The following is a 25,027-nucleotide window of genomic DNA, read 5'->3' as shown; positions in this document are numbered from 1 at the left end:
CTTTAATGATTGAATAGATGCAACACAACGTGAATCATTCTTGATCTGAAATGACCATTATAAAATAGGGCCAACATCAAGAACAAAATAGACCCATTAATCAATAGATTAAAAATAGAACGTGTTTTTCTTAACTACCGTCCCACATTAAAAAGGACTTTAGAAAAGGTTTCAGATCACCATCAAGAACAGCATCCGTATTACTGGTCGAGTAATTCGTTCGATGATCTTTTACTCTCCTATCATCTAGGACATATGATCTAATCTGAGAACCCCACTCGTTCTTCATTTTCCCAGCTTCGATTTCACCTTTTGCTAAACGTTGCTTTTCTAACTCTTTCTCATACAACCTAGATTTCAACATCTGCAATGCCTTTTCTCTATTCTGATGCTGAGATCTCCCTTCTTGACACTCTGCTGTAATCCCAGTAGGTAAGTGCCTTACCCTAACAGCCGATTCCGTCTTATTAACGTGCTGCCCTCCCGCTCCACTCGCTCTGAAGGTATCCCATTCTATATCTGCCGGATTAATTTCGATTTCTATACTGTCATCGATCATCGGGTGAACGAAAACAGATGCAAAAGATGTCATCCGCTTGCCTTGAGAATTAAATGGACTTACTCTTACTAATCGATGTACTCCATTCTCTCCTTTCATCAATCCAAATGCATAATCCCCTTTTACTTCAAGAGAAACTGATTTGATACCAGCGACATCACCGTCTACTTTATTTAACTCTGAAACTTTGAAGCCTTCTTTTTCACAGAACATTAGATACATCCTGTAAAGCATTGCGGACCAGTCACAACTTTCCGTTCCACCGGCACCTGCATTGATTTCTAAGATACATGAAAGCTCATCTTCTGGATTATTAAGAGTAGATCTAAACTCAAGATCATCCACCGCTTCCACATTCTTATCATAACTAGCATCCAGTTCTTCTTCTGTTACATCATCCATCTGAAAAAACTCATATAAAACCTCTAAGTCTTCTACTTTAGAAAACGTTGATTCATATTGTTCTATCCAGCGTTTATGGCCGTTGAGTTCTTTGAGAATGCTTTGAGCTCTGGTAGGATCATTCCAGAAATCGGGATTTAGCGTTTTATTTTCTAAATCCTCGATCTGGAGTTTTCTTTTATCGACGTCAAAGATAGCCCTTAAGTTGGGCCAGTCTGTCTTTGAGTTCGCTTAATTGTTCTGTTGTCATATGTCCTATTGAGGAACTTCGATGTAGAAAATCAAATCTGATTCTGCAGGAATTGTTGGAGGATTTCCAGCTGCACCGTATCCTAATTCGTAAGGTATGATTAATGTCGCTTTACTGCCTTTTTTCAAAAGTGCTAAACCTTCATCCCATCCTTTAATAACTTGGCCTGCTCCGATCTGAAATTGGAACTCCTGTCCTCTTCTCCAAGAGTTATCAAACATTGTTCCATTCGATTTCAAGATTCCGTAGTAATGAACAGTAGCGATATCACCCGCATTCAATTGTTCTCCACTTCCTTCTTCATGAATGATATATTTTAGTCCAGAAGGTGTTTCTTGGATATTATCACCAGCTTTTCCAGAAGCAATATACTTGTATGTTTCTGCAACAAATGCTTCTACTTCAGGAAGTCTTTCCATTACGATAGCTGCTTTTGCTTCTGCTTCAGCTTGCTCAGTAGATATTTTCTCATTGTAACTAGCTTCGTCAAGAATTTCAGTTACTCTGATATTGTAAGAAAGTAATTTTGTCGTATCTCCTGGAGGGAAACCTAAGTTTTTCAATGAATCCGTAGGAACCATTAGTACGATAGAATCACCTACTGTAGATAAAGCAAGAAGTTCTTGCATTGCATCTGTGATGATATTCGCATTCGGTTGTGGTTTTAACTGAATAACACTTTCCTGTCCACTTGTTCTTGAATTAAACTGCTCATTGTTGTCAGCCATCATATTTACATGGAAGAAAACGTAGTCTCCATCATTAGCAGCTTGTGTTCCGCCGTCAGGAATTATTTTGTATTTGAAACCGCCTTCAGTCATTTTCTCGCTGCTATCAGTAGCACAAGACGCAAGAAAAATTGCTAGGACTGAAAATAATATAACTTGAAACTTCATATTCTTTTTTAATTTTTTTATAAAGAGCTGCAAATGTAAGATTAGATCATCAATTATTTCGTACTTAATTGATTTTATTCAAATAATCAGGTAGAATTTCTTTAAATTTTTCGATTGCTGATTTCAAAGACCCATGGAATGAACCACCCGAAGCATTTTTGTGTCCGCCACCTTTGAAGTGATCCCGTGCAATTTGCTGAACAGAAAGATCACCTTTAGATCGCATAGACAATTTAATAATATTAGGTTGCTGAGAAATAAATACGCCTAACCTTATTTTCTTCATCATTAATAGATAGTTCACAATACCTTCTGTATCTCCTCTCTGAATGTCAAAATTCTTATAATCATACTTATTAAGAACGATGATACCTACACCATATTCCTCAATAATTTCCATTCGATTATTAAGACAATGACCAAGAAGTTGCATATTCTTAATCGGCATCGAATTAAAGATATAATCTTGCAATTTCTTATCGTCTACTCCTATTTCTTTTAGCTTCGCAACGATTCTGAACAACTTAGCACTAGTAGAAAATCTGAAGGATCCAGTATCTGTAATAATTCCAGTATACAGGCATTCTCCCATGATCGGATCGATCATCTTTTCGTCACCAAGCATCGTAATAAAATCATAAATCAATTCAGAAGTTGAACTTGCGCTAACCTCAGAAAGCATATAATCAGGAAATGGTTCTGGATCAATGTGGTGGTCGATCATAACTTTCACGGCTTGCTTACCGTTTATTTTCACACCTAATCGATCGATTCTATCCAAAGAATTAAAATCCAGGCAGAAAATCACTTCCGCTTTATCAAGGAAAACATCACATGTATCTGGCTCATTATCATGAATTAAGATATAGTCAGATTCAGGTAGATAGTTAAATACATCTGGGAATTCGCTCGGGAATATAATTTTAACATTATGTCGCTTTCTTTGCAAATACAAGCCTAGTCCTAAAGACGAGCCTATAGCATCACCGTCAGGATTTCTGTGAGATACGATAACAATTTCACGCGGCATGGCGAGAAAACTCTTTAAATCATCAATATTTTCCATCATAAGCGGGCGAAGTTTGCGAAATTTTCTGAAACATTAAAGTTTAGAGGATTAAAAGTTAAAGTGTTAAACGATTAGAGATTAACGAAATAAGCTATTGCTTGGTTTTAATAAGTACATTTTATTTTGAAAAAAATCAACATGAAGTCTTTTTACAAACCTTTATCAATCACTTCATTCAGAAGAATAATTTTCATACTTTTGCACCAAATTTAAAAAAACAGAAAAAAATGGCAGGAAATATCACGTTTACCATGATCAAACCAGATGCAGTAGAGGCTGGAAATATTGGAAATATTCTTCAGATGATACAAGCTGGTGGTTTCCGAATCAAAGCGATGAAATATACTAAGCTTTCTCCGGAAAAAGCTGGTGAATTTTACGCTGTACATAGTGAAAGACCTTTCTACGGAGAGCTTGTAGAATTTATGTCTAGAGGTCCTATCGTAGCTGCAGTTTTAGAAAAAGACAATGCAGTGGAAGATTTCAGAACATTAATCGGAGCTACTAATCCTGCTGAAGCAGCAGAAGGAACAGTAAGAAAGGCATATGCTACTAGTATAGGAGAAAATGCAGTACACGGTTCAGATAGCGATGAGAATGCATTAATAGAAGCTAACTTCCATTTTGCAGGAACAGAAATGTTCTAAGAACGGATTTAGCCTACTAAAGAAATACAAGAGCAGGAATCTAGTGATAGGTCCTGCTTTTTTTGTGGGTCAATGTTTTAATATTAGATATTTTGCTTTACACACTTAATTCAAACCAGTTCTATTTTGACTTGAAACTTCTAGTTAAAAAATGGCTATCGATTTCTTTCCCTCTTATACTTAATTTTTAGCAGATGAAAGCATGTAATAATAGTTTGTGTACTGACTTTCTTGCTAGAAGGAGCCAATACACAAACATTCAAAAATCATTCTTCCACTATAATATCACAAGGATCTTTTTGTACTGTTATCACCATTCCACTTTGTGTCACATTTGGGTTTAATATCCTAACTTCTGGTGCTCTGAATTTGATATTCGCATTAGCTGGAAGCCCAATGTTTTCTCCTAGAATTATTCTATCTTCTGCTCTAAAAGTCTGGTTTCCTATGAAGTTCATGTTCTTTAAAACTAAGGATTTCTTAGCGCTACAATCATCACAAAAATCAGGTGTACCGTCTTTGTCTGAATCTTTCAAACCGATTAAACTGGGTACCCAATTTGAATCATCTCCAGACTTCTTAAAGTTACCCATAACTCCGTGCAAGCCGTTTCCACTAATATCTCGAATTTCAGTGATCGAACCATTATTTCCGCCAGGTACTCCATCATTAAAGTTGTAATAAGCAACTAGATTAGCCTCATCTCCAACTATCTCAGATTCATAGTTATCTTCAATTTGTTGAGGAGTTCTCACACCATCCCAAAATCGCACATCATCCATTGCACCTCGAAAACGTAAGCTTGCATTAGCTCTCGATAGAGAAGTTGTAGGTGCAATCAAGTTACCCTCAGGGAAAGTGCAAGCAGTTGTCTGATCAAGTTGCCCATTTATGTATAAAGAAATATGGGTCTTGTCCATTACTATAGCAATATGCGTCCATTTATCGAATGTAATGACTTCATTGGACATAAAACTTTCGCTGGCAATATATAATATTATGTGACCATCAAAGGAATAAGAAACAAAATAATTATTAATAGGGAATCCAGATACACCATAATAAGTTGACTGTATAATTGTAGTAGTTTCAGACATGGTAATAGGCTTAGGCTTTATCCACGCCTCAAAAGTGACAGATTGTGTAGAAGTGGGAATATTACCTAATACATTTGGCACTGATATATTTGGAGCATTTGAGCCATTAAGTGTAAAGTCTAATGCAACTCTGGTCGTGTCAGGACAAGGTGAATCACAAAGCTTATAAGCAACATTTAATTTTTGGGTAGGCGTTTTTACCCAATTAGAAGTAATATTCGATTTTGCAAAATTTGTCATTGTTCCATTAAATCCATTTTCTGATTTGTCAATGATTTCTGAAAGATCAGAGTTATCTGCAAATGGACTCCCTTCATTAAAATCATAATAAGCAAGCAAACCTGATTCAAATCCTCCAAGTTCTTTATTCATATTTTGCTGGATGTCTCCTTGGGTCAGTGCATGATCCCAATACCTCATCTCATCCATTTTTCCTTGCCAATTCCAGATACCAGGTCCTCCAGATTCTTGATTACCGATGGTAATATCATAGCCAAGATCTTCAGTTGACAAAGTTTGAACCCTCGTGTTGTCGAGTTTCCCATTGATATATAATTTGGTTTCATTGAGGTTAAATACGACCGCAATATGAGACCATTTATTATATGGAATTTCACTATTTGAAGTCAAAGTATTTACACCTATTCCTGTGACATGTATCATCTTTGAAGCATGGTTAAGTAGTATTTGGTGATTACGGTTTGGCCAGTTTCCTGACTGAGAGATAATTCCATGTTCATTGGCAGTTGCCTTTGGATAGATCCAAGTTTCTATTGTGACCGCATTTGTAGCAGTAGGAATAAAAGCAGGGTTATGAGGAATTTTAATATAATCATTAACACCATCAAAATCTAAAGCTGCTTTCGTTAAGGAACGCCCATTTCCTGGATCATTCGCAAGACAATCACAATCATCTGGCAATCCGTCCATGTCTCTGTCGATAAAATCATCACCACCGGGGCAGATATCTTTGGTGTCTGGGTTTCCATCGCCATCACTATCCGGTTCACTTACCACAAATTCCCATTTTACAGTAGCAGGTCTTTCATTATTGAATAAATCTGTAATTCCCACAATTCCCACTTCATATGCTTGATTATACAAATGTCCAATCTCATTCATGAGTTGGATAACGACCTTGTTACTGTCGCAAATAGCGCTAACTGGAACAAACTCATTTTCAGGTAAAGTCTTCATATACACCGTCCCGCTGGCTAGAGCCTCGCAATCAATTATTTCATTAAAATCTACCGAAATCTCTCCACCTGAAACGTATCGATCATTGGTAGGTCTTTCTATACCATAAACAATAGGAGCATTTCGATCTATTAAACCATTTACTCTATTGGAAAAGGAAAAAATATTTCCACAATTTAATCGAAAACGTATACTATATTCACCATCCTCAAGACCAGTAACATCCCAAAAAACAGGAGTAGAACCTACTGACAATTGCGCCTTCGTTCTGACAACATTCGAAGGCTGCCAATTTCCACCATCTTTTCTGTATTGCATGATAATTTGATCAAAATCACTGCTTAGATCATATCCAGCCATGGTAACTTCTATCTCATTATTATCTGCACCCGAAATTTCCCAGTTGTTATTGGGAGCTAATAAATCAACATTACTACAAGGGCTATCAAAGTAAGCTGTAATACTGAAAGGAACCGCAAGATCGGCTTGGGTATAACTCTCAGTGTCCTCACAATCTGGGTACAAGAAGAATTGAATCCCTTCAAAATCATATTGCATTAACCCATTGGGCTTAGTCACTTTGATTGGTGTTGATATAGAGTTCAGACCCGGAGCGACCCCAGGAACTAGAATCGGAGTTGCAAAACCATCACCTCCGTAGGTAACATCAACCCCACCCGCTGAACTAGAGTTTAAAGCAAGTCGATAATTTCTAGGATCTGGATCATAACTACTACTTATTATATCAAAGAAAAAGAATGCTTCGTTACCTGAGGAAACATTCTGAATAGGTTGTTGAACGACTATAGTTAAATCATCCAGTCTTTCCGTATTCTCCTCATAAGGGCAAGAGGTTTGCCCGCCTAAAGTTTGAAAAACAGGTGTACCAAATACTGGATCTTCTGCCACATTGATTGTAAAAGAATTATCCAGTTTTTCACTATCTTCGAGATGATATGTTGTAGATGTTGTGTTCGTATTTGCTTGTGATTGGATCTCTCCAAGAACGGTTTGAAAATTAACATCTACACCTGCAGTTACTCCATTATTGTTATATTCAAATCCAACTTCAGCTGCAATTCCAATGTCAATTTGAGTAGTAAACTCAATAGTCTTTGTATTAGATTTTGAAATTGTCTTGGTCTCTGAATAAGTACTCCCAGCATCAAGTGAAATGTTTATTGGGTCTAGTAAAGCTTCTCTTTTCAATTCTTCATTAAGCTGGAGCACTTGCTCCCATAACTTCACATCGTTTCTTGCACGGTAACGAATAGAATCGGCCAATGTAGGATTATCTGCTAGCTCTTGACGTGTAGGAATGACTTGATTTTTTATCCACCCTTCTGTATAAATAAATGTCGTTTCAAATCCATCTGCATTAAGCATCAGTAAGGTATCCAACTTTAATGAACACTCGTTCAAGTCAAATTCTAATACTCTGGCACGAGCATAGATAAAATTCACCGCTGCTCCAACAAAGACATCACCTTTTTCGCCAACAATATTTTCATTGTCAGAAGTTTTAAAGGTCTGAGAATTTGTAAGTTCCAGAACGAATTCCTCTGTTGTTGACTCAGAGCTGTTCACTTCAAATGATCCACCAATTTGTCCCCATATTTCCAATCCAAATATATCCACACCAACTTTTGCGTTTGCCCAAACTTTAACACCACCACCAAGTTGCGTCGAAAAGGTCTGCGCTATCGTTGTGACATTCTCCTCCATAAATTCGCTGTAACTCATATCTCCAGGTGGATCACGTAGGATCAAAAATGGTAGTTCTGTAGGGGCGGCAGTTGTGAAATTGTTACCACTTTGCACAGAACCAGTGACGACAGCCTTACTTGTTATTTCAGCCATTTCATCTCCAGCTTTTGCTTGAAATGTGATGCTTTTCGTTTGATCTCCAAAGAAATTAGGATCCCCTGGCTTCAACTGGTAAATAGCTACACCTTGAGAAATAGCTACGGAATCAACGATTTGACCAGCCACACCTTTTACTCCAATATTGTCATATATAATAACCTTCCCTGTATCTACTGGGCAATTTCCTCCCTCCTTTACTAGAATTGAAATGAAGTAGTTACTCCCTTGTTTTACAATCGGATAAGGAATAGCAGCACAACTGAGGGCTGGAAATCCATTTACTTCCATAGTCAGCGGTTTTCGATATATAAAGTCTTGGACAGTAGTTGAATCAAAATCTGATTCCAAACTACCTCCGAAACTGGAGAGAACGGCCCCTTCATCAGTAATCCCATTGCCAGGAGTAAGATCTATACTGGTTACTTCAATAATATGTGGCCTTGCGGGAAGGATGGCTTCATAGTAACCCGAAGAATTTGTTGTAATATTTGCAATAACACAACTACTGTCTGGGGTGCTAATTGTAATTGTTGGTTCACCAAGATATTCAAAACATCCTGCACCTACAAATCCTTTTAAAGTATCTGTCCCTGTATGTATAAAGGATACTCCAGTAACATCTTCAAGTTCAACGGATACTGTAAGAATTGAATCTGCAATTGATTCATTACGGTACCTAGCCCAAATTTCATAATCTTTATTTGGTTCAGAAACAACTATTTCAAAACTTCCATCTGCATTGGTTTTGACAGGTGTAATTCCTGATTGTCCCCCGGGAGCTTCCATGATATCTACGTCTTCAAGTCCACACCCAGAAATTTCTGAAGTTACCGTTCCACTGATTACAAAAGAGGTAATATCTATAAAAGATTCGCCCATTGGGTTTGGATTCGAATTGCCCAGTACAACCGTTCTTACACTATCAGTTGGATTATAAGGACATCCAGCGCCTGTTGTTCTAATCCTAAAACTACGGGCTGGTGCTGTTTGTGTTGCAGGAAAAAAGGCTTCGACCTCATATTCAGCTAGTTCATTCCCTACACCTCGGTAAATGTCTGTGATAGAGAAACTTCCAGAGGATCCTCTTACGGTATCTATATACTCCAAAGGCCAACAAGAAGAGTTACTTAAATCTTCCGGGTTAACAAGTGTAGCTTTGACAATGACCCCAGGATCACCATTACAGCTTTCCGTAACGACAGTTCCTGATATGCTCGTGTTCGTGCTTGGTTTAGCAGGAACAACTAATGAAACGAGTGAAGATCCTAAGGTTGTGGATTGCCCATATGTTCGCAAACTGATTTCATCATCTTCACTAACACAGTCAAAGGTAAAACTCGTTACGGACCTACCAAATATTTGTTCTTCAACCCCATTGAAATCGATCAACAATGAATATTCAAGTTCTGGCATATCTGTATCAATAGTCCACGAAACTGTGTAAGAACCATCAGAGTTATATACACCCATAACATTTCCTGGAGGTCTAAGTGCATCTGTTGTATAGCTTATTTGAGAGCCAGAATGAGTATATCCACATGGATTTACACAACTTCCAAAAATAGGATCGTTATTAGAGCTGTTTGTTAGTCGAAGTTGAGCTTGCCGAGATATAGTTGCACCTGGACCTATTTCGAAACTAGCAGTACCCGAATAAGAACCATTAGCGTGAGGTCTTGAAAGTGAGTATTCCGGAGTACTGATATTCGAAGTATACACAGAAATTTTATCTTCAGCACCACCCATACAATCACAGGACGCATCTGTAGGTCCACCCCAGTTATAGGTTGCATACCAATCACTAGCTGGGCCGGCTTCCCAAGTGGTCAATTGCGCATCAGCTTGTTGAAATGTGCAAATACTTAATAAGATGGCAAGTAAAAAAAGTGGTACTTTCTTAGGAAAAGGTTGAGTTGTATAAAGCATTTTGTTCAATTTAAATATGTTATTTATTATCATGGAAGCGCCTTGATATTGTATTCTTGAGTTTATTCTATTTATGAATTGTAGGTGTTTTTTTATAGCTCACACCATCAATGTTTTCAAGTAATTTACGAGACCCTCCTTCTTACTATTTGAAACTGGAATTTCTTGGGAATTATACAGGACTACTTTGTTCCGACTGATTAAATAGCTAGAAAGAGATGACTTATTGATAAGGTAACTTTGATGAACGCGAATGAATCGGTCTGTACTTAATTTATTAGCATACCTTTTTAGGGTAATAGAACTGACGATTTTTTTGCCACCTACTAAGTGAATTTCGGTGTAATTGCTATCTGACTTTAAGTAAAGAATGTGGTCTAGATTTATAATTTCAATCTGATTCCTTAGTGAAATTGCCAATTTAGTTGTAAGAAAATCTTTCTTGAGAGCAACAATTGGAATGATTTTTCTAAAAGACCTCACTTGTGTTTTGGTTTCCATAACTAGGTATATTAGTTTTAACTTAAGGGTTCTTTATTTCTTAAAGCTAAGTAGTATCTTGTCAAGATTTTAAGGAATTGTCCAGCGGTAAGGATTTCGTACTCCGAGCGGTCGAAAAGTAATCCCGAGTGGTAAAATCCGATTTTTTAAACTTACGGTAAAACGGAATTTCAACTTCATGGTCTGACCTCCAGTCCTGCTATGAAATGGGTGAATATTTAAATCAAAAGGTTTACTCTCTATAACGGAATTTCAAATTCTTCATAGCGTTCTGTCTTACATTTATTCACCCTCATGGTCTGACCTCCAGTCCTGCTATGAAATAAGTGAATATTGTTGGTAAAAGGCTTGCTATCGCATATTTACCAATGCATTAAAGTAGGAAGGGTTCCTACCAAAATAAAAGGTAGGCAGGATCTCCTTATATTAATAATGGCTCCTTACCCGATAGATTTGCACTGTCATTAATAAACTAACTGTGTCGGTACGCTGTACTTGCTATCAAACAGCAATATTTGTATACTAACCACACAAGTGGTATGCCGCTGGTTCATTTTCTATTTTAATACCGGCAAAATCACTCCTTCGCCACATCGCCAGCCGCAACCTTCGACTATGCCGATGGCTCAAAGTGTATCTGTCTTACTTTAAAAAGTAAGGTCCAATGCAATAATTCAGTGGCTGAATTCTTTACATTGGACCTTTGCTCATGCCTGAAATTCCAGTTAGCTAGGCTGGTTTTTGCCAATGGTGAAGCATCCTCGCTGTGAATGGATGAGGTCTTTACATTAATGTATTTACTTTACGCTCCTCCACCATTTTTTATATTAGCACACCATTCTCAGGCAGCTTGAACTTAATTATTGAATTACATAGAGCTGTTTTGTTATGACCCGATCGTTTTCTCTGATAACAATATAGTATAGTCCTGATGTAATATTATTCCCTTTAGGATCAATTCGAATGCTATTTTCTACTGAATCGAGATTATAAACTATTTGTCCTATTTGATTTATAATTTGTACATTTCTCTCACCTTCTATGTTTGATGAAATATCTATAGAGAATATGTCTGTTGTCGGATTCGGATAAACATTGACATCTAGCTCTGCAATGTCATCAAGGTTTTCACTTCTTGTGTCTGCGTTCGTTTCGTCTATAGGTGGATTTCCGCTGAGCGATTGACCTTCAGAAACATGAACAGTGTAATCTTCGATCTCGCCATCATTAAAGCTTTCACATGAGCTAGCATAGGATCCATATTTCATACTGACACGCATTCCAGTATTACCATTAATCGCATCTGAAGGTACATTGATCCATCTTGTAAATGTACTAGATCCATAACTTTTCGTTTGAATCACAAGCTCATCAGGGTCTTCAAAATCTCCATCTTGATTCCAATCAATCCATACCCTCCAATATTCCTTAAATGAATTTCCTGCAAACCCAGGCTTCAACATAAGAGCATACCAATGACCCGCGTTGACTTCAGCTGTTTGGTTAGTAAAATCTGCATACCCCCCATTATTCCCAGAGTTGTTATTTATGGTAGCAAATTTCACTTTCTTGATCCACTCATAATCTGTCGAAGCCCCTTCGGATTCACAATAATCGATACTACATTCTTCAGAAAAAGCTACTTTTACAACATTCGACTCTGCTGAATATTCAATACAACCTTCGTTTCTAGCACAACGCATGTACCAAGTTGTAGTGCTTATCGTTTCGGGATCAAATGATGCAACATTACTGTTTGAGATTTCGACCCACCCATTCATATTTTGAGCAGTTGGAGGTTCTGAAGTAGTGATATTTTTGAGCCATAGATATTCTACATTACCAGTTCCACCTGAGGGTGAAACGATGTTCAATATTTCAGACGGATCATTCGCACCATCGCAAAGTATTTGATCCTCTCCGATTAGGCCTCCATCGCTAAGATTATCGCAAAAAGAAATATTAACTGTATAATCTTCCACTTCCCCTTCATTAAAAAATGTACAAGGGCTTTGCCATCCATTATAACTCATGGAGATTCTCATCCCAGTAGTTCCTTCTAAAGCAGTCATTGGTACATTGAATGTAGACTGGATTTGAAAACGCGATTTCTTATAATAAACTATTTCTCCTGGATCATCAAAATCACTGTCTTGGTTAAAATCAATATATATCGTCCAATACTCACGATAATTTTCATTTGAGAAACCAGGAGTCAATTGAATCGAGTTATTTCCAGTTACTATTGGTAAAATAATCTGTGTAAAATCAGCATAGCCAGCGTCATTTCCAGATTGGTTAGAAATGCCGTTAATAGAGATCATGTCAATCCACTCATATTCTGTAGAATTACCCATTGACTCGCAATATGGATTACCACAATTTTCAGTCGTAACAATAATATCTATAGAAATGATACTGACATTTCCAAATTGGTCGGTAGCAGTCCATGTCACCGTTGTCGTTCCTTCGGAATAAATTCCAGAACCCAAAGCATTCGTCGCTGTTGCATTGTCGTTGGTTAAAATAAAAGCTGCACAGTTTTCAGCAACGACTGGCCCAGGATTATCAACTTGTGCTTCACAGTTTGCTCCTTCTCCAAAAACTATCAAATCGGGCAGTGCACCAGAAATGGGAAGTAACGAACAATTGGTATTTCCATTTAAACAACTTTGAAAATTTTTACGAATTTGTTCCAGTTCCTTTGATTTGGCTTTAGTGGCCGCTTGAATGCATGCAGCATCTCCATTGCAGGTGGCTAATGCTTGTTGATAAGTCGTTTCATTATTACTAAGTGCAATTGTTTGAGTATCATAACAAGATTGATACATAGAGCAACTTGGGTCAGGAACTCCAAATTGAGGTCCTTCATTATCGATCACGGTAATATTTTGAGAACAAGAACTTTGATTTCCATATGCATCCGTTGCAGTCCAATTGACTATTGTCGTCATCACAAAATAAGTATCGCTGGCATCTGAAGTATTATTATAATCATTCACTAAAGTTGTCGTGGAACTTCCACCTTGTAAAGTCGGAGGAAGCAAAGTAATTGCAGCACAGCATATACCGATGTCAGTAAAAGCGGTGTTGTCTGAAGGGCATGTAATGCTAATACAAGCACCGTTTTCAATAATCTCTGTTATTGTTGGATTCACAGCATTTCCAGAGATGGTAGCGCTGGTATAAGAACCACCATTAAGTAGCGGAAATAATCCGCAGTAGCTAGTCAAGCTGTCATTATCACTTATTGAGATAGACTGGGTAACAGAAGTTAACGATGATAGGCCAGCCAGATTTTGTAAAACTGGATTGTTTGTTACAGTTATTAATCTACTCACTGAAGTAAGGCCTTCTAATCCTTCAAGACTTAATAAGGAAGCATTAGAGGAAATCGAAATTATATTAGCAGAAAGAAGCGATGAAAGACCTTTGAAATTGATTAGCGCATCGTTGTCATGGACATTTAATGAACCCACATAAGAAATTTTCGATAAGCCATTTAGATTAAGCATTGCATCGTTGTTATTAATCTCTAATTTTGAAAGTGAATCTAGATTTGGTGAGATATTGAGATTAAGTAATACATCGTTGTTTTTAATAATTAATTGATTAAGTGAATCTAGGCTTAGTGGGATATTGAGATTGATTAGACCGTCATTGTCATCAATTACTAGATCTTTTTCTATATAAGAAAGGGCTGATAGCCCTTCGATATACTTCAAAGAAGGATTTCTTGAAATTTCTATACCTCCAGTTTTATAGAAATTGCTAACTCCACCTACGCAACTTAGATTATTGAGCCCATTAAGGCTTTGCAATATAGGGTTATTACGGATCAGCAAACCTCCTACCGTATTTAGTGTTGTTAGGCCTTGGAGATTGCTCATCGTTTCGTTATTAATAATCTCAACCCTTCCACCAACATACCTAAGAGCTGATAAACCTTCTAGGTTGGACAATAGGTTGTTACCATTTATAATCAATTCTGCTGTCACGGAATCAAGTGAAGAAAGTGCATTAAGATTGGGTAGCTTAGGATTTCCGGTAACTCTAAGATAATATAACGAAGAAATAGCAGAAAATGCATCAATATTGAAAAGCGATTCATTACTTATTATACTCATCTGCTCTAATGAAGTTAGAGAAGATAGGCCCTCTAAACTGAGGAGCGATTCATTATAGGATATATGAAGTCTACCTATTGAAGCCAAACTAGATAGGCCCTCTAAATTAAGCAGCTCAGGATTGTTGGAAATAGTAAAATATCCCGTTACAGAACTAAGAGCTGATAAGCTATCGAGGTTTGTTATATCAGCGCCAGTGATAATTAAATTTCCTATTACCTCAGTTTGAGAAAAGGTATCAACTTGTGTTTGATTGGAAAGAGTTACATTCTGTCCAGAAAGGAAGTGAGGTGTCGTAAATAATATGCAGAGGATTAAATACGAAAAAGAGGATCTTAGTGTAATGAGGGGTTGAATTTTTTTCATAATATTGGTTTTTATATGTAAGAATTGCTATTAAAGTGCTTTTTATTAATAGATTATTTTCTTGATTTTAGATTTCGGTCATGATTCAGTTTTAAACTCACGATAGTCTTGGATTGATTTCTGAATTAAGGCCAAGTCTATCTGACTTTAGGTAAAGGATGTGGTCTAGATCTATAATTTCAATCTGGTTTCTTAGTGAAATTGCCAATTTAGTTGTAAGAAAATCATTCTTGAGAGCAACAATTGGAATGATTTTTCTAAAGGGTCTCACTTTTGTTTTGCTTTCCATAATTAGGTATTAAAGGATTAACTTTTAGGGTTTTTATTTCTTAAAGTTAGGCAGAATCTATCCATGGATTTAAGGAATTGTCCAGCTGTCAGGATTTCGTACTCCGAGCGGTCGAAAAGTGATTCCGAGTGGTAAAATCTGCTTTTAAAACTTACAATAAATTGGGACTTCAACTTCATTGTATGAACTTCAGTCATGCTATGAAATAAGCGAATATTTCAAGCGAAAGGTTCTCTAGCTCTATAGACACTTTTCTAAAATTGACAATGAAGACCATATTTTATCTCATGTCCTAGTATGTACCAGAACATGAGATGAACATTTCTATTCTTCACACCCCGCCTCAACTAGATAAATCAACGCACTAAGTGGTATTACCACATTATTGGAGACTTTTATATTAGGTGCCCTTAAAGTCAGAACATTAGTAGGAAAAGTTAATCCATCCCCTAATGTTATTGTTTCTGTTGCTTTATAAATTCTATCTAAAGCAATATTTTCAAGTATCAATTCTTTTGGTGCGATGCAATTGTCGCAATGATCTGGTGTTCCATCCGCATCGAAGTCACCAAATCTTAATGGGCTCGCTACCCAGTTTGAGGTTGAGCCAGTTTTAGCGAAACCATTTACCGATGCTGTATTTCCATTTCCGCTTAGATCATCCACGGCAGTTAAGACTGAATTGTTGGCTTCTGGAACTCCTGAATTAAAGTTATAGTATGCTCCTAATCCAAATTCTGCTCCAGTCAATTCCTGAAGCAAGTTATCATAGATTTGCTGTTCGCTACGGGTAACATTCCACATTCTGACATCATCCATCTTACCTAAAAAATTCCAGTTAGATGGAGAACCATTGGCTTGATTTCCTAAACTTATATCAAAACCCTGATTAGCGCTGTTCAAAGTTTGAATTCTTGTATTATCCAGTTTACCATTGATATATAGCCTGGTCTCAGTCATGTCAAAAACCACGGCAACATGTGTCCATTCGAAGGGTAAAATGTTGGTTGCTGCTTGCAATGATGATAAGCCATAACCTGTGACGAGTAATTGACTTCCATCAAGGAATATTTGATGATCTAAGTTTGGAAATACGCCAACAGAATAGATCATGCTTATGCCAGATACTTTTTCGGGATAGATCCAAGCTTCGAATGTGACAGCATTGCTATTTGTAGCTATTAGACTGGATTGATTCGGGATTGTTAGATCATCATCCACACCATCAAAATGTAAAGCTGAATTTTCCGGAGGCGATAATGATAGCGTATTAGAAACCCAGTTAGAATTAGGGCCTACTTTAACGAAACCACTTAGATGGCCTTCATTGTTATTATTACTCAAATCTGGAATCAAGGTGAGGTTGGTATTGTTTCCGTTTGGCACTCCATTGTTAAAACTGAAGTACGCTGATAAATTATCCTCTCCTCCATAGAGTTCCTTGGACTGATTGACATTTATTTCATGTGCTGTTCTGGCATCATTCCAAAATCTAACTTCCTCCATTTGTCCTTTAAATGTCCAATTATCACCGTTTATGTTTCCTAAGATAAGTGGATTGCCCAGATTACTTGACTCGAAACTATCTGTCAATGTGATGTCTAAAAGTCCATTGATATAAATTTCGATAGTAGATAGAGCAGGTGTTGAACTATTTGCATTAAAAACGACTCCAATATGTGTCCAAGAATTAGTCGGAATAGTCGAAGTAGAAGTAACGACTTTCCCGCTTGAGGCGGTGACTCTTAACTTATCAAAGTATAAATAAACCGCTAAGTTATATTGGATAAGAGAATTCGCACTGCTGACAATGGATTGAAAGCCATCGACGTTATTAGGATTAATCCAAGCTTCAAAGGTCATTGAATTATTATTCGTGGGTATGAGGGAAGGGTGATTATCAATGGTTATAAGATCATCGATTCCATCAAAGTCTAAGGAAACTTGAGTCAGCTCCGGACAAAAATAACATGGAGCTAGTGTGTCTCTTTGAAATTTCTTTATTGGCAAATCTTCATTGATCCAATTAGATTCAGGACCACTTTGTGCAAATCCTGATAAGCTGGCATTGAATGAATTGTTAGAAAAGTCTTTCACGGTTGTGATTCCGGTATTATCTCCTTCTGGAATACCATCAATAAAGTTGAAATAGGTTTCTAAGCCTGGCTCTATGCCTGTCAATTCTCGATCCTTGTATAACTGCACTTGATCAATAGTTCGAGAACTGCTCCAGAAACGAACTTCATCCATTTTTCCATTGTAACTCCAATTTGCACCGTTGATATTTCCTAAAAGAATAGGATTCCCAAGATTATTTGGCTCGAAGTTGTCAGTCAATGAGTTGTCCAGTTCACCATCGATGTAAATTTCTATTTTAGACAATGCTGGCGTTACACTGTTAGCTGTAAATACAATAGCAATATGAGTCCAAACATTAGCTGCGAGAGTAGCATTAGATGTTACTAATTTTCCGCCAGTTGCTGTAACTCTCACTTGATTATTTGTCAAATAAATAGCTAGGTTATACACGGAAAGAGAATTAGCACTGCTAGCAATAGACTGCAATCCACTAACGATATCTGGTTTTATCCATGCTTCGAAAGTTAGTGAATTATTATTTGTCGGGACAAGGGCTGGGTTATTGGGAATTGTTAAGATGTCATTGACTCCATCAAAGTCCATTGCATTATTTTCACCTTTCTTTAAGATAATGTGATCATTAAAAGGATCAGAAGGATTACAATCACAGGCGTCGGGAAGTCCACCATTATCGGAGTCCAGTCCGTCGTCTCCTTCGAGGCAAAGGTCTTTTACAATGTTCACTTGAGCTTCACAAGTAGCTTCATTTCCGTAAAGGTCTTTCACATATAATGTAACAAGTTCAAGACCTTCATTTCTGGTATCAATAGATGCAAAACCAGAATGAGCAGATAAGTCAGTATAGAGCGGATGGATAGTACCGCATTCATCGAAGCTGCCATTATCGATGTCGTCGCCAGTTACCTCCGTAAAGCCATCGGTTACTTCAATATTAATATTTTTACACAAGGCAATCGGGGGATTTATATCGGTTACATTGATGAAGATTGTTGCGTTGTCTGACCCACAGACATTGCTAGCAGTTGCTGTGACAGTAGAAAGGTTCACAGGGTATTGAAAATCGAAAGGAATCGAAATTTGTGGGCTTGGTATTCCGGTTGCTGAAACCAATGAAAACAACTGGTTTACATCTGTCATCCCAAAACATGTCCCAAGGTCCGTATTAAGGTTGTAAGGACCGGATATATCTATTACTGGAGGTGTGTTTATTTGAACATTTGTGGAACTGATCACTGAACCACAGAAGTTGGTTACGGTTACAGAGTATACTCCACTTACAGGATTAGTTACAGTCGGGTTCGCAGTATCTCCATTTATAATTGTTCCTCCAGGTCCAGACCAAGCATAGGTAAAGGGTGTTTGTCCTGAGGGCGAAACACTCAATTCAAGCGTTTCTCCAATACATATTGGGGCATTGCTAGTCACTCCACTCGCAATGGTTACAGGAATACAATTCAAGCTAATTATTACTTGGCCATTGCTTCCGTTTCCACCACCTTGTGTACCCGCGCTAATCATTGCATTAGTTGCCGTATTAATAACAAAGGAACCACCGCCACCACCAGCATTGAAACCAGGATAAAATGTTCCTCCAGATCCAGAAGCACCGCCACCTCCACTATATCCGCCACCACCACCGGCGCCACCATAACCATTATCTACTCCAGTTCCTCCAGCACCACCTTTCAGAATGGCACCTCCAGCTCCAGGACCAGCGCTTGGTAAATCAACAATATTTAGATTATCATATCCAGGTGCACCCGCACTTAGATAACCGCCACCGCCTCCCCCACCGTAAGCATCAGCCATAAATTCACTAATCCAACCACCTCCACTCCCACCACTTCCATTGACTCCACCAGGTATTGCTCCTTCTCCTGGATCAGCTCCTGAAGCACCACCTGACATTGTAATAACACCACCAATACCAGATAAAGCACCACCACTACCGCCGCCTCCACCTGCAACAATCAAGGGATTACCCATAAAATATACTGCAGAAGCATCTCCTCCTCCGGGAGCTATATTTACTAATGAAGTCCCATTCTCTCCTATTACCTGTGGAGTTGCATTTGCCCCAGCGGCCCCTATTCTCAGCTCTAAAACATCACCTGGTGTTACTGAAAGTATACCAAAAGCAGTTGCTCCTTCTCCACCATATATGGGTGTATTAATCAATCTACTTCCTCCATCTGCTCCTGTTACCTCAATTGCCACACTAGTCACCCCGCTTGGGATTGTATATTGTTGAACAGGGCCACCTGAATAATCGAAAGAAATTATTTGACCACTTAACGATATCACAGAACTAAGAAATAGAATTAAGACAAAAAGAAGCTTGTAAATACTAGCGAATTGAATTGTTTTCTCTTTTTTTTGTATAATAAAATACATAGTGATTATTTTTAGAGATTTAGTATCGTGATTCACACCATCAAAGTTTTCAAATATTTTAATAGTCCATCCTTTTTGCTATTCGAGACTGGAATTTCTTGGGAATTATGCAGGACAACTTTGTTCTGATTGGTTAAATAGCTGGAAATGGATGACTTATTAATAAGGTAACTTTGATGAACGCGAATGAAGCGGTCTGAGCTTAATTTATTGACGTATCTTTTTAAAGTAATGGAACTGACAATCTTCTTTCCACCCTTCAAGTGAATTTCGGTGTAATTGCTATCAGACTTTAAGTAAAGGATGTGGTCTAAATCTATAATTTCAATCTGTTTTCTTAATGAGATTGCCATCTTCTTATTAAGTAATTCTTTCTTGAGCGGGATAATCGGAAGAATTTTCCTCAATGGCCTCACTTGTTTTTTAGTCTCCATAATTGGGTATGTTATGATTAACTTTTAGGCTTTTACTTCTTAAAGTTAGGTAGAATCTTTTCATGAATTTAAGGAATTGTCCGGGGGTAAGGATTTCGTACTCCGAGCGGTCGAAAAGTGGTTCCGAAAGGGAACACTAGATTTATTCACACTCATGGTCTGACCTCTAGTCAGGCAAGTAGGCAGGCTCTGACTAATTTAACTTCGGCTTCCTACCAGATAAATTTGTACTGTCATAAATTTCCTATCTGTGCCGGTACGCTGTACCTTGTTTTAACTTTCGAGCGTCATTTTACAAAATTGGAACGGTACGCTGTACCTTATAACCTAACAGTAATATTGGTGTACTAACCGCAGGTGGTATTCTGCTGGTTTATTTCCTATTTTAACGCTGACTTACCCATCCGAAAGGTATACTTTCGATTCAGAATTGGAGGCCTATCCAACGGGATCACCAGTCCATTTAATTTTGGCGATTTAGATGATGATGGCCTTCCAGATTTTTGTGACAAATGTGTTTTCGCTAAGGATTTGGTCTTGTATAATCAGACTGGAGCATTAGCAACAGAGATGTAATCATCTATCATATCAAAATCCATTGCTACATTTATTGGTAGGCTGTTGTTGTTAGGTCCATCCACCCAATTGGAAGTAACGCCTGTTTTAGCAAATCCATATAAGATGGCCTCATGCCCATTCAAACTCCCATCAGCAACTTAGCTGCGGCCTGTATTATCACTAAAAGGGATTCCATCTTCAAAATTATAATAAGCAGTGCGTTAAATTATTATTTGGAATGCAAAAGGGTATATACCTTTCTTCTCAATTATACTTCTAACTCAGATTTTAATCGCAATTTGCAATATCCTATTTTATGAAAATAAGGCACTGCTAAAACTAAATAACAGTGCTATCATTTAGCTTATCCTAAATAGTATTTTTTAAATTTTTGCAAATTTTAATACTCCTGTTTTCTCTTTGGTAGAGAATCTAGCAAAATAGATTCCTGAAGACCAGTTGGCAATATTAATTTCCAATTGAACAGATTGCTTTCCATTGTTAAATCCTTTAGAGAAAATTATTTTTCCACTTTGATCTAAAATATAAATATTAAGTATTTCAACGTTTTCATTTTCCCAATTGCAATTTAAAAATTTGAAGGCTGGATTAGGAAAGATATTTATGCTCATGGTTTTAAGAAATTCTTCTGTCCCTGAAGACATAATCGTAAATGTTATTTCTTGAGAACATCCAAATACATCTGTGACTGTTACAATGTGATCTCCGTCATCTAAATTAGATACAGTTGTTGATTGATTTCCGTCATCCCATAAAATATCAAATGGACCATTACCTCCAGAGATGTTCATGGTAGCAGTACTTCCATCGACAGTTACTGAAGTTTCGAACGGAATTGGCTGTGCTAATTCTATTGAATCGGTTATAAAACAACCATTAGATCCAGTGACCGTTACAGAATATGTTCCGGCAATAGAAATACTTGGTTCTGAATCTGCAGATGTAAATTCATCTGGACCCGACCATACATAAGTAAAACCTTCTGTCACCGATAAATTAATAGTAATACTTGACTCGCTACATTGAACATCACCTAAAGACAATTGAACCTCTGGAGACTCATTATTATGATTTACGTTCACTTTTTTAAATGCTGAGCAACCTGAACTTGATTCCACAGTAAATGTATATTGACCTGGAATATCAACTGTAGGATTGTTTTCATCGCTTGTGAATCCATCTGGACCTGTCCAAGAGACGGTGGTTCCTTCGGTTGTTGTTTCTCCCATCAAAGTAACCATAGAATTGTTGCAATCAATAATACCCCCTAATGCACTTACATTTGGAAGATCTTCTTCGGCTGTAACTTCTGCGGTAGCTTCAGATGTACATCCATTTTCGCTAGTTATTATTAATGTGTAGGTCCCTGCTTGACTAACCTCCGGATTCTGTAATAAAGAGGCGAAATTATCTGGACCTGTCCAAGCATATGCTACATTATTAATACTGGAAGTACCCATTAGTGTTGTAAAATTAGTAGAACAACTTAGAGTCCCTCCAGTTGCCATTGCTTCTAGAGCTGTAGAATCATTGCTCTCAACAAGTATAAGTGTTGATGATATATAAGCATTATTTCCAACATCTCTAACACTAGCTTCTAATTCATAAATACCAGGCTTTAGCAGAATATCATAGGTCTGACCTTCTACAGCATTGTAGTTCGAGTAAATTGGAGAGCCACCTTCTTGGTTATATACGATTATTTCTCTATTGGTTATACTACAATTATCGGTTGCCTCTGGAAAAGTCACTGAATACACTGCTTCACATACAGTGGGAAGGGTGGAAATTGAAGCTGATTCTGGTAATTCTGTAATAATTTGTGGAAATTCTTTATCTAACACAGTAATCGTTGTAACGCAAACATCATTATTACCACTTTCATCTATGACTTCCCAAGTGAATGTAGATATGCCCACACCTAAAGGATAATCAAGAGATGCGTTTTCACTTCCTTCACCACTACCATAATCACCTAAAGGATCATTTATTTCATAAGTGTAGGTTACATAACCACAATTATCTGTTATCGAAGGCTCTGTTAAATTTATGGTACCATAACAATTATCACTTCCAGTATTCACAGTCTGATCTGCTGGACAGTTGCTAAAAACAGGCACTTGGTTAATCTGGGAAAGACTTGCACATCCAGTAGCATTTCCTGATATACTTATAATCCCTTCATTCGTTTGTACTTCTGATATTGCTGGAAGTGCCCAGCAGCATACAGACAACGATGGATTATTATTTATGTTAATAACTGATGCATCATTTGAATAATTTTCAAACCCATTTACAGTTGAAAGTTGTGCATTATTAGAGATGTCAATACCAAGTCCAGATGATAAGTTATCCCATGCATTTATGGTGGTAAGCTTAGCATGATCAATAATTCCAACAGCTCCCTGAATATGATTTGTAAATCCAGTAATCATAGTTAATTCATCATTATTCCTAAAAGTGAAATCACCTATCTCAACTGCGTTAAAACTTCCAATCGTTGTCAGAGAGAGATTATCAAGAATTTTCACATGATTATTAACTGTTTTTAGGGATTGGAATCCAATTAATGTAGTTAAACTTGAATTTTCACTAATTTCCATTTCATTAGCTAAGGTTGTAAAAGCAGCAAAACCTGAAATATTTGTCAGTCCTATATTATTAGCAATGGTGACATTTGTAGCATTAATCAAATTGGGAAAACCACTTATTTGTGAAAGGTTATTATGATGAGTAATGGAAATTGAAGCAGTATTCACTAAGGCATTAAATCCGTTAAATTCTTTTAATCCATCATTTTGAGCTAATTGAATTCCATTGGTAATGGTATGTAGTTTAGGGAATCCATTTAATGTAAAATCACCAGAATTGTTTGAAATGGTCATTCCTTTAGAGATCGTATGTAATTCTGCTAATTCTAAATCTTGAAGATTGCCATTAGAAAACATTACGAAATCTTTACTTATGGTTTTTAAGCCGAAGAAATTATAGACTCCCTTTAAGTTTGCATTATTTCTTACATCCCATTTGCCACCTATACTTGATAAATCATACATGTAATTAATTTCAAGTAAATTGGAATTGTTCTCTATGTATAAATCACCACCGATGCTAAATAATGCAAAAGGGATTTTTGCCTCTGAAATCGCTGAAATCCCAGTGTTAATAATTTTAAAATCCCCCCCTATGGAAGTTATTAAATCTAACCCATTTAAGGTCTTTATGTTTGGACAATTTCGAACGATGACATCCCCAGATACAGATACCACTTTATATAACTTATTTAGTTCTGTAATACCACTTCCTTCGACTATTAAATCACCGTTTATAGAAGTGCAAGTAGCGTGAAAATCATTTATTTGAGCTTGAGTAGTAAATATGCCAGGGGAACAAGACTGAGCTTTTAGAATATTAAAACTTCCTATGGATAGAAGTATAAAGTGTAGAATTGTAAATTTTTTCACATTTATATAATTTAAGTTACACCCCAAGCACGTTTATTACGATTCGAAATATACTAAAATAATACAACTTTCACTAAGCAATAGACGTGATGTCATCGCATCAAAAGTCAGTTACATGCATTGCTTTCAAGTGCATTTCGTTCTGATGGTGTTAGTTTCGATCTGACAGTTCTTTTCCAGATGAAAGATCTTTACCACAAAATAGATGTCATCGCGGAATGCGCTAACATAAGGATTCTCTAAATTATGTTGATTAATAATTCCTCGTTTTTCTTGTTATCATGTCATTTGTATAGGCATTTCACCTATAATCCAGTCGTTGTCGTATTCCGTCAATATGTTTACCATTAATTGATTTTGATAATTCCATCTACATCGTTATAAAGATTTAAGACAATTTCAGACTTAATAGAAGATTCTGATGCTATATTACATGGTTGCCCAGCCAGCAGTTATTGCCTTCGATCTCTTAATGTAATGCTTTACAATTTCCTCACAGCGTAACTCTTTCTCTCTACCCGAAAAGTTTGCTGCTGCTTCTCTCACTATTTTTACTCCGTGAAAATTGCTCATTCGTAGCATCGGCAGCCGCAGCCTTCGGGTATGCCGAAGGTTCCTTATCTAATTCAACACAAGCCATCCCATCCCGCAGGTTTGCTGCGGGTTCAATCCTTATTTTAACTCCGTTAAAATTCCACTAGCTAGCTAGTGGATCAGTCGGCCTCCCATCCGAAAGGTTTGCTCTGTCATTAGGACACATCTTTTTATATATTATAAATTTTTTATATATTTAGTGAGGACTAAAAAGTATAAATAATGAAAACTACATCTTCTACTAGTCTCTATGGTGACAAGAGATTAGAA

At 37.1% G+C, this 25,027-nt stretch carries 12 protein-coding genes; 1 reads left to right on the top strand and 11 read right to left on the bottom strand.

Annotated elements, in window-relative coordinates:
• Nucleotides 1-130: 130 nt before the first annotated feature.
• From prfB to L2586_RS23660, 3 genes are all read right to left on the bottom strand, one after another.
• Nucleotides 131-1,211, bottom strand: a protein-coding gene (gene prfB, locus L2586_RS23670) for a peptide chain release factor 2 (protein ID WP_235295485.1) whose coding sequence is annotated in 2 segments (ribosomal slippage) — nt 131-1,150 and nt 1,152-1,211 — 1,080 coding nt in all. Because the reading frame shifts where the segments join, the coding sequence is not laid out codon by codon here.
• A gap of 5 nt (nt 1,212-1,216) precedes the next feature.
• Nucleotides 1,217-2,107 (bottom strand): FKBP-type peptidyl-prolyl cis-trans isomerase, encoded by an 891-nt coding sequence (locus tag L2586_RS23665; protein ID WP_235295484.1) that lies wholly within the window; start codon nt 2,105-2,107, stop codon nt 1,217-1,219.
• Between the two features lie 64 nt (nt 2,108-2,171).
• Nucleotides 2,172-3,176, bottom strand: coding sequence for a DHH family phosphoesterase (locus L2586_RS23660; protein WP_235295483.1), 1,005 nt, complete (start codon nt 3,174-3,176; stop codon nt 2,172-2,174).
• 227 nt (nt 3,177-3,403) lie between these two features.
• On the opposite strand from L2586_RS23660, the gene L2586_RS23655 reads away from it, so the two are divergent.
• Nucleotides 3,404-3,823, top strand: coding sequence for a nucleoside-diphosphate kinase (locus L2586_RS23655; RefSeq protein ID WP_235295482.1), 420 nt, complete (start codon nt 3,404-3,406; stop codon nt 3,821-3,823).
• Nucleotides 3,824-4,089: 266 nt separating this feature from the next.
• On the opposite strand, the gene L2586_RS23650 is transcribed toward L2586_RS23655, so the two are convergent.
• The 8 genes from L2586_RS23650 to L2586_RS24745 form a co-directional block, all read right to left on the bottom strand.
• Complete coding sequence (locus tag L2586_RS23650; RefSeq protein ID WP_235295481.1) at nt 4,090-9,909, bottom strand: LamG-like jellyroll fold domain-containing protein; 5,820 nt, start codon at nt 9,907-9,909, stop codon at nt 4,090-4,092.
• Between the two features lie 99 nt (nt 9,910-10,008).
• Complete coding sequence (locus L2586_RS23645) at nt 10,009-10,410, bottom strand: LytR/AlgR family response regulator transcription factor (protein WP_235295480.1); 402 nt, start codon at nt 10,408-10,410, stop codon at nt 10,009-10,011.
• Between the two features lie 860 nt (nt 10,411-11,270).
• Complete coding sequence (locus L2586_RS23640) at nt 11,271-14,903, bottom strand: GEVED domain-containing protein (RefSeq protein WP_235295479.1); 3,633 nt, start codon at nt 14,901-14,903, stop codon at nt 11,271-11,273.
• 97 nt (nt 14,904-15,000) lie between these two features.
• Nucleotides 15,001-15,192: a hypothetical protein gene (locus tag L2586_RS23635; protein WP_235295478.1), complete on the bottom strand. Its 192-nt coding sequence runs from the start codon at nt 15,190-15,192 to the stop codon at nt 15,001-15,003.
• A gap of 324 nt (nt 15,193-15,516) precedes the next feature.
• Nucleotides 15,517-19,686, bottom strand: a complete 4,170-nt coding sequence (locus tag L2586_RS23630) for a LamG domain-containing protein (protein ID WP_235295477.1) — start codon at nt 19,684-19,686, stop codon at nt 15,517-15,519.
• Between the two features lie 32 nt (nt 19,687-19,718).
• Nucleotides 19,719-20,120, bottom strand: coding sequence for a LytR/AlgR family response regulator transcription factor (locus L2586_RS23625; RefSeq protein WP_235295476.1), 402 nt, complete (start codon nt 20,118-20,120; stop codon nt 19,719-19,721).
• 545 nt (nt 20,121-20,665) lie between these two features.
• Nucleotides 20,666-20,821, bottom strand: a complete 156-nt coding sequence (locus L2586_RS23620; RefSeq protein WP_235295475.1) for a hypothetical protein — start codon at nt 20,819-20,821, stop codon at nt 20,666-20,668.
• A gap of 240 nt (nt 20,822-21,061) precedes the next feature.
• On the bottom strand, nt 21,062-24,163 hold the full coding sequence (locus L2586_RS24745; protein WP_235295474.1) for a T9SS type A sorting domain-containing protein: 3,102 nt from the start codon (nt 24,161-24,163) through the stop codon (nt 21,062-21,064).
• Nucleotides 24,164-25,027: the final 864 nt, after the last annotated feature.

Source organism: Portibacter lacus (assembly GCF_021533215.1).
Classification (GTDB): domain Bacteria; phylum Bacteroidota; class Bacteroidia; order Chitinophagales; family Saprospiraceae; genus Portibacter; species Portibacter lacus.
This window is presented reverse-complemented; position numbering and strand designations above follow the sequence as displayed.

Coding starts and splice junctions, on each gene's coding strand:
- L2586_RS23655 (WP_235295482.1), top strand. CDS start 3,404: ATGGCAGGAAATATCACGTTTACCATGATCAAACCAGATGCAGTAGAG.
- L2586_RS23645 (WP_235295480.1), bottom strand. CDS start 10,410: ATGGAAACCAAAACACAAGTGAGGTCTTTTAGAAAAATCATTCCAATT.
- L2586_RS23640 (WP_235295479.1), bottom strand. CDS start 14,903: ATGAAAAAAATTCAACCCCTCATTACACTAAGATCCTCTTTTTCGTAT.
- L2586_RS23625 (WP_235295476.1), bottom strand. CDS start 20,120: ATGGAGACTAAAAAACAAGTGAGGCCATTGAGGAAAATTCTTCCGATT.
- L2586_RS23630 (WP_235295477.1), bottom strand. CDS start 19,686: ATGTATTTTATTATACAAAAAAAAGAGAAAACAATTCAATTCGCTAGT.
- L2586_RS23665 (WP_235295484.1), bottom strand. CDS start 2,107: ATGAAGTTTCAAGTTATATTATTTTCAGTCCTAGCAATTTTTCTTGCG.
- L2586_RS23660 (WP_235295483.1), bottom strand. CDS start 3,176: ATGATGGAAAATATTGATGATTTAAAGAGTTTTCTCGCCATGCCGCGT.
- L2586_RS23635 (WP_235295478.1), bottom strand. CDS start 15,192: ATGGAAAGCAAAACAAAAGTGAGACCCTTTAGAAAAATCATTCCAATT.
- L2586_RS23650 (WP_235295481.1), bottom strand. CDS start 9,909: ATGCTTTATACAACTCAACCTTTTCCTAAGAAAGTACCACTTTTTTTA.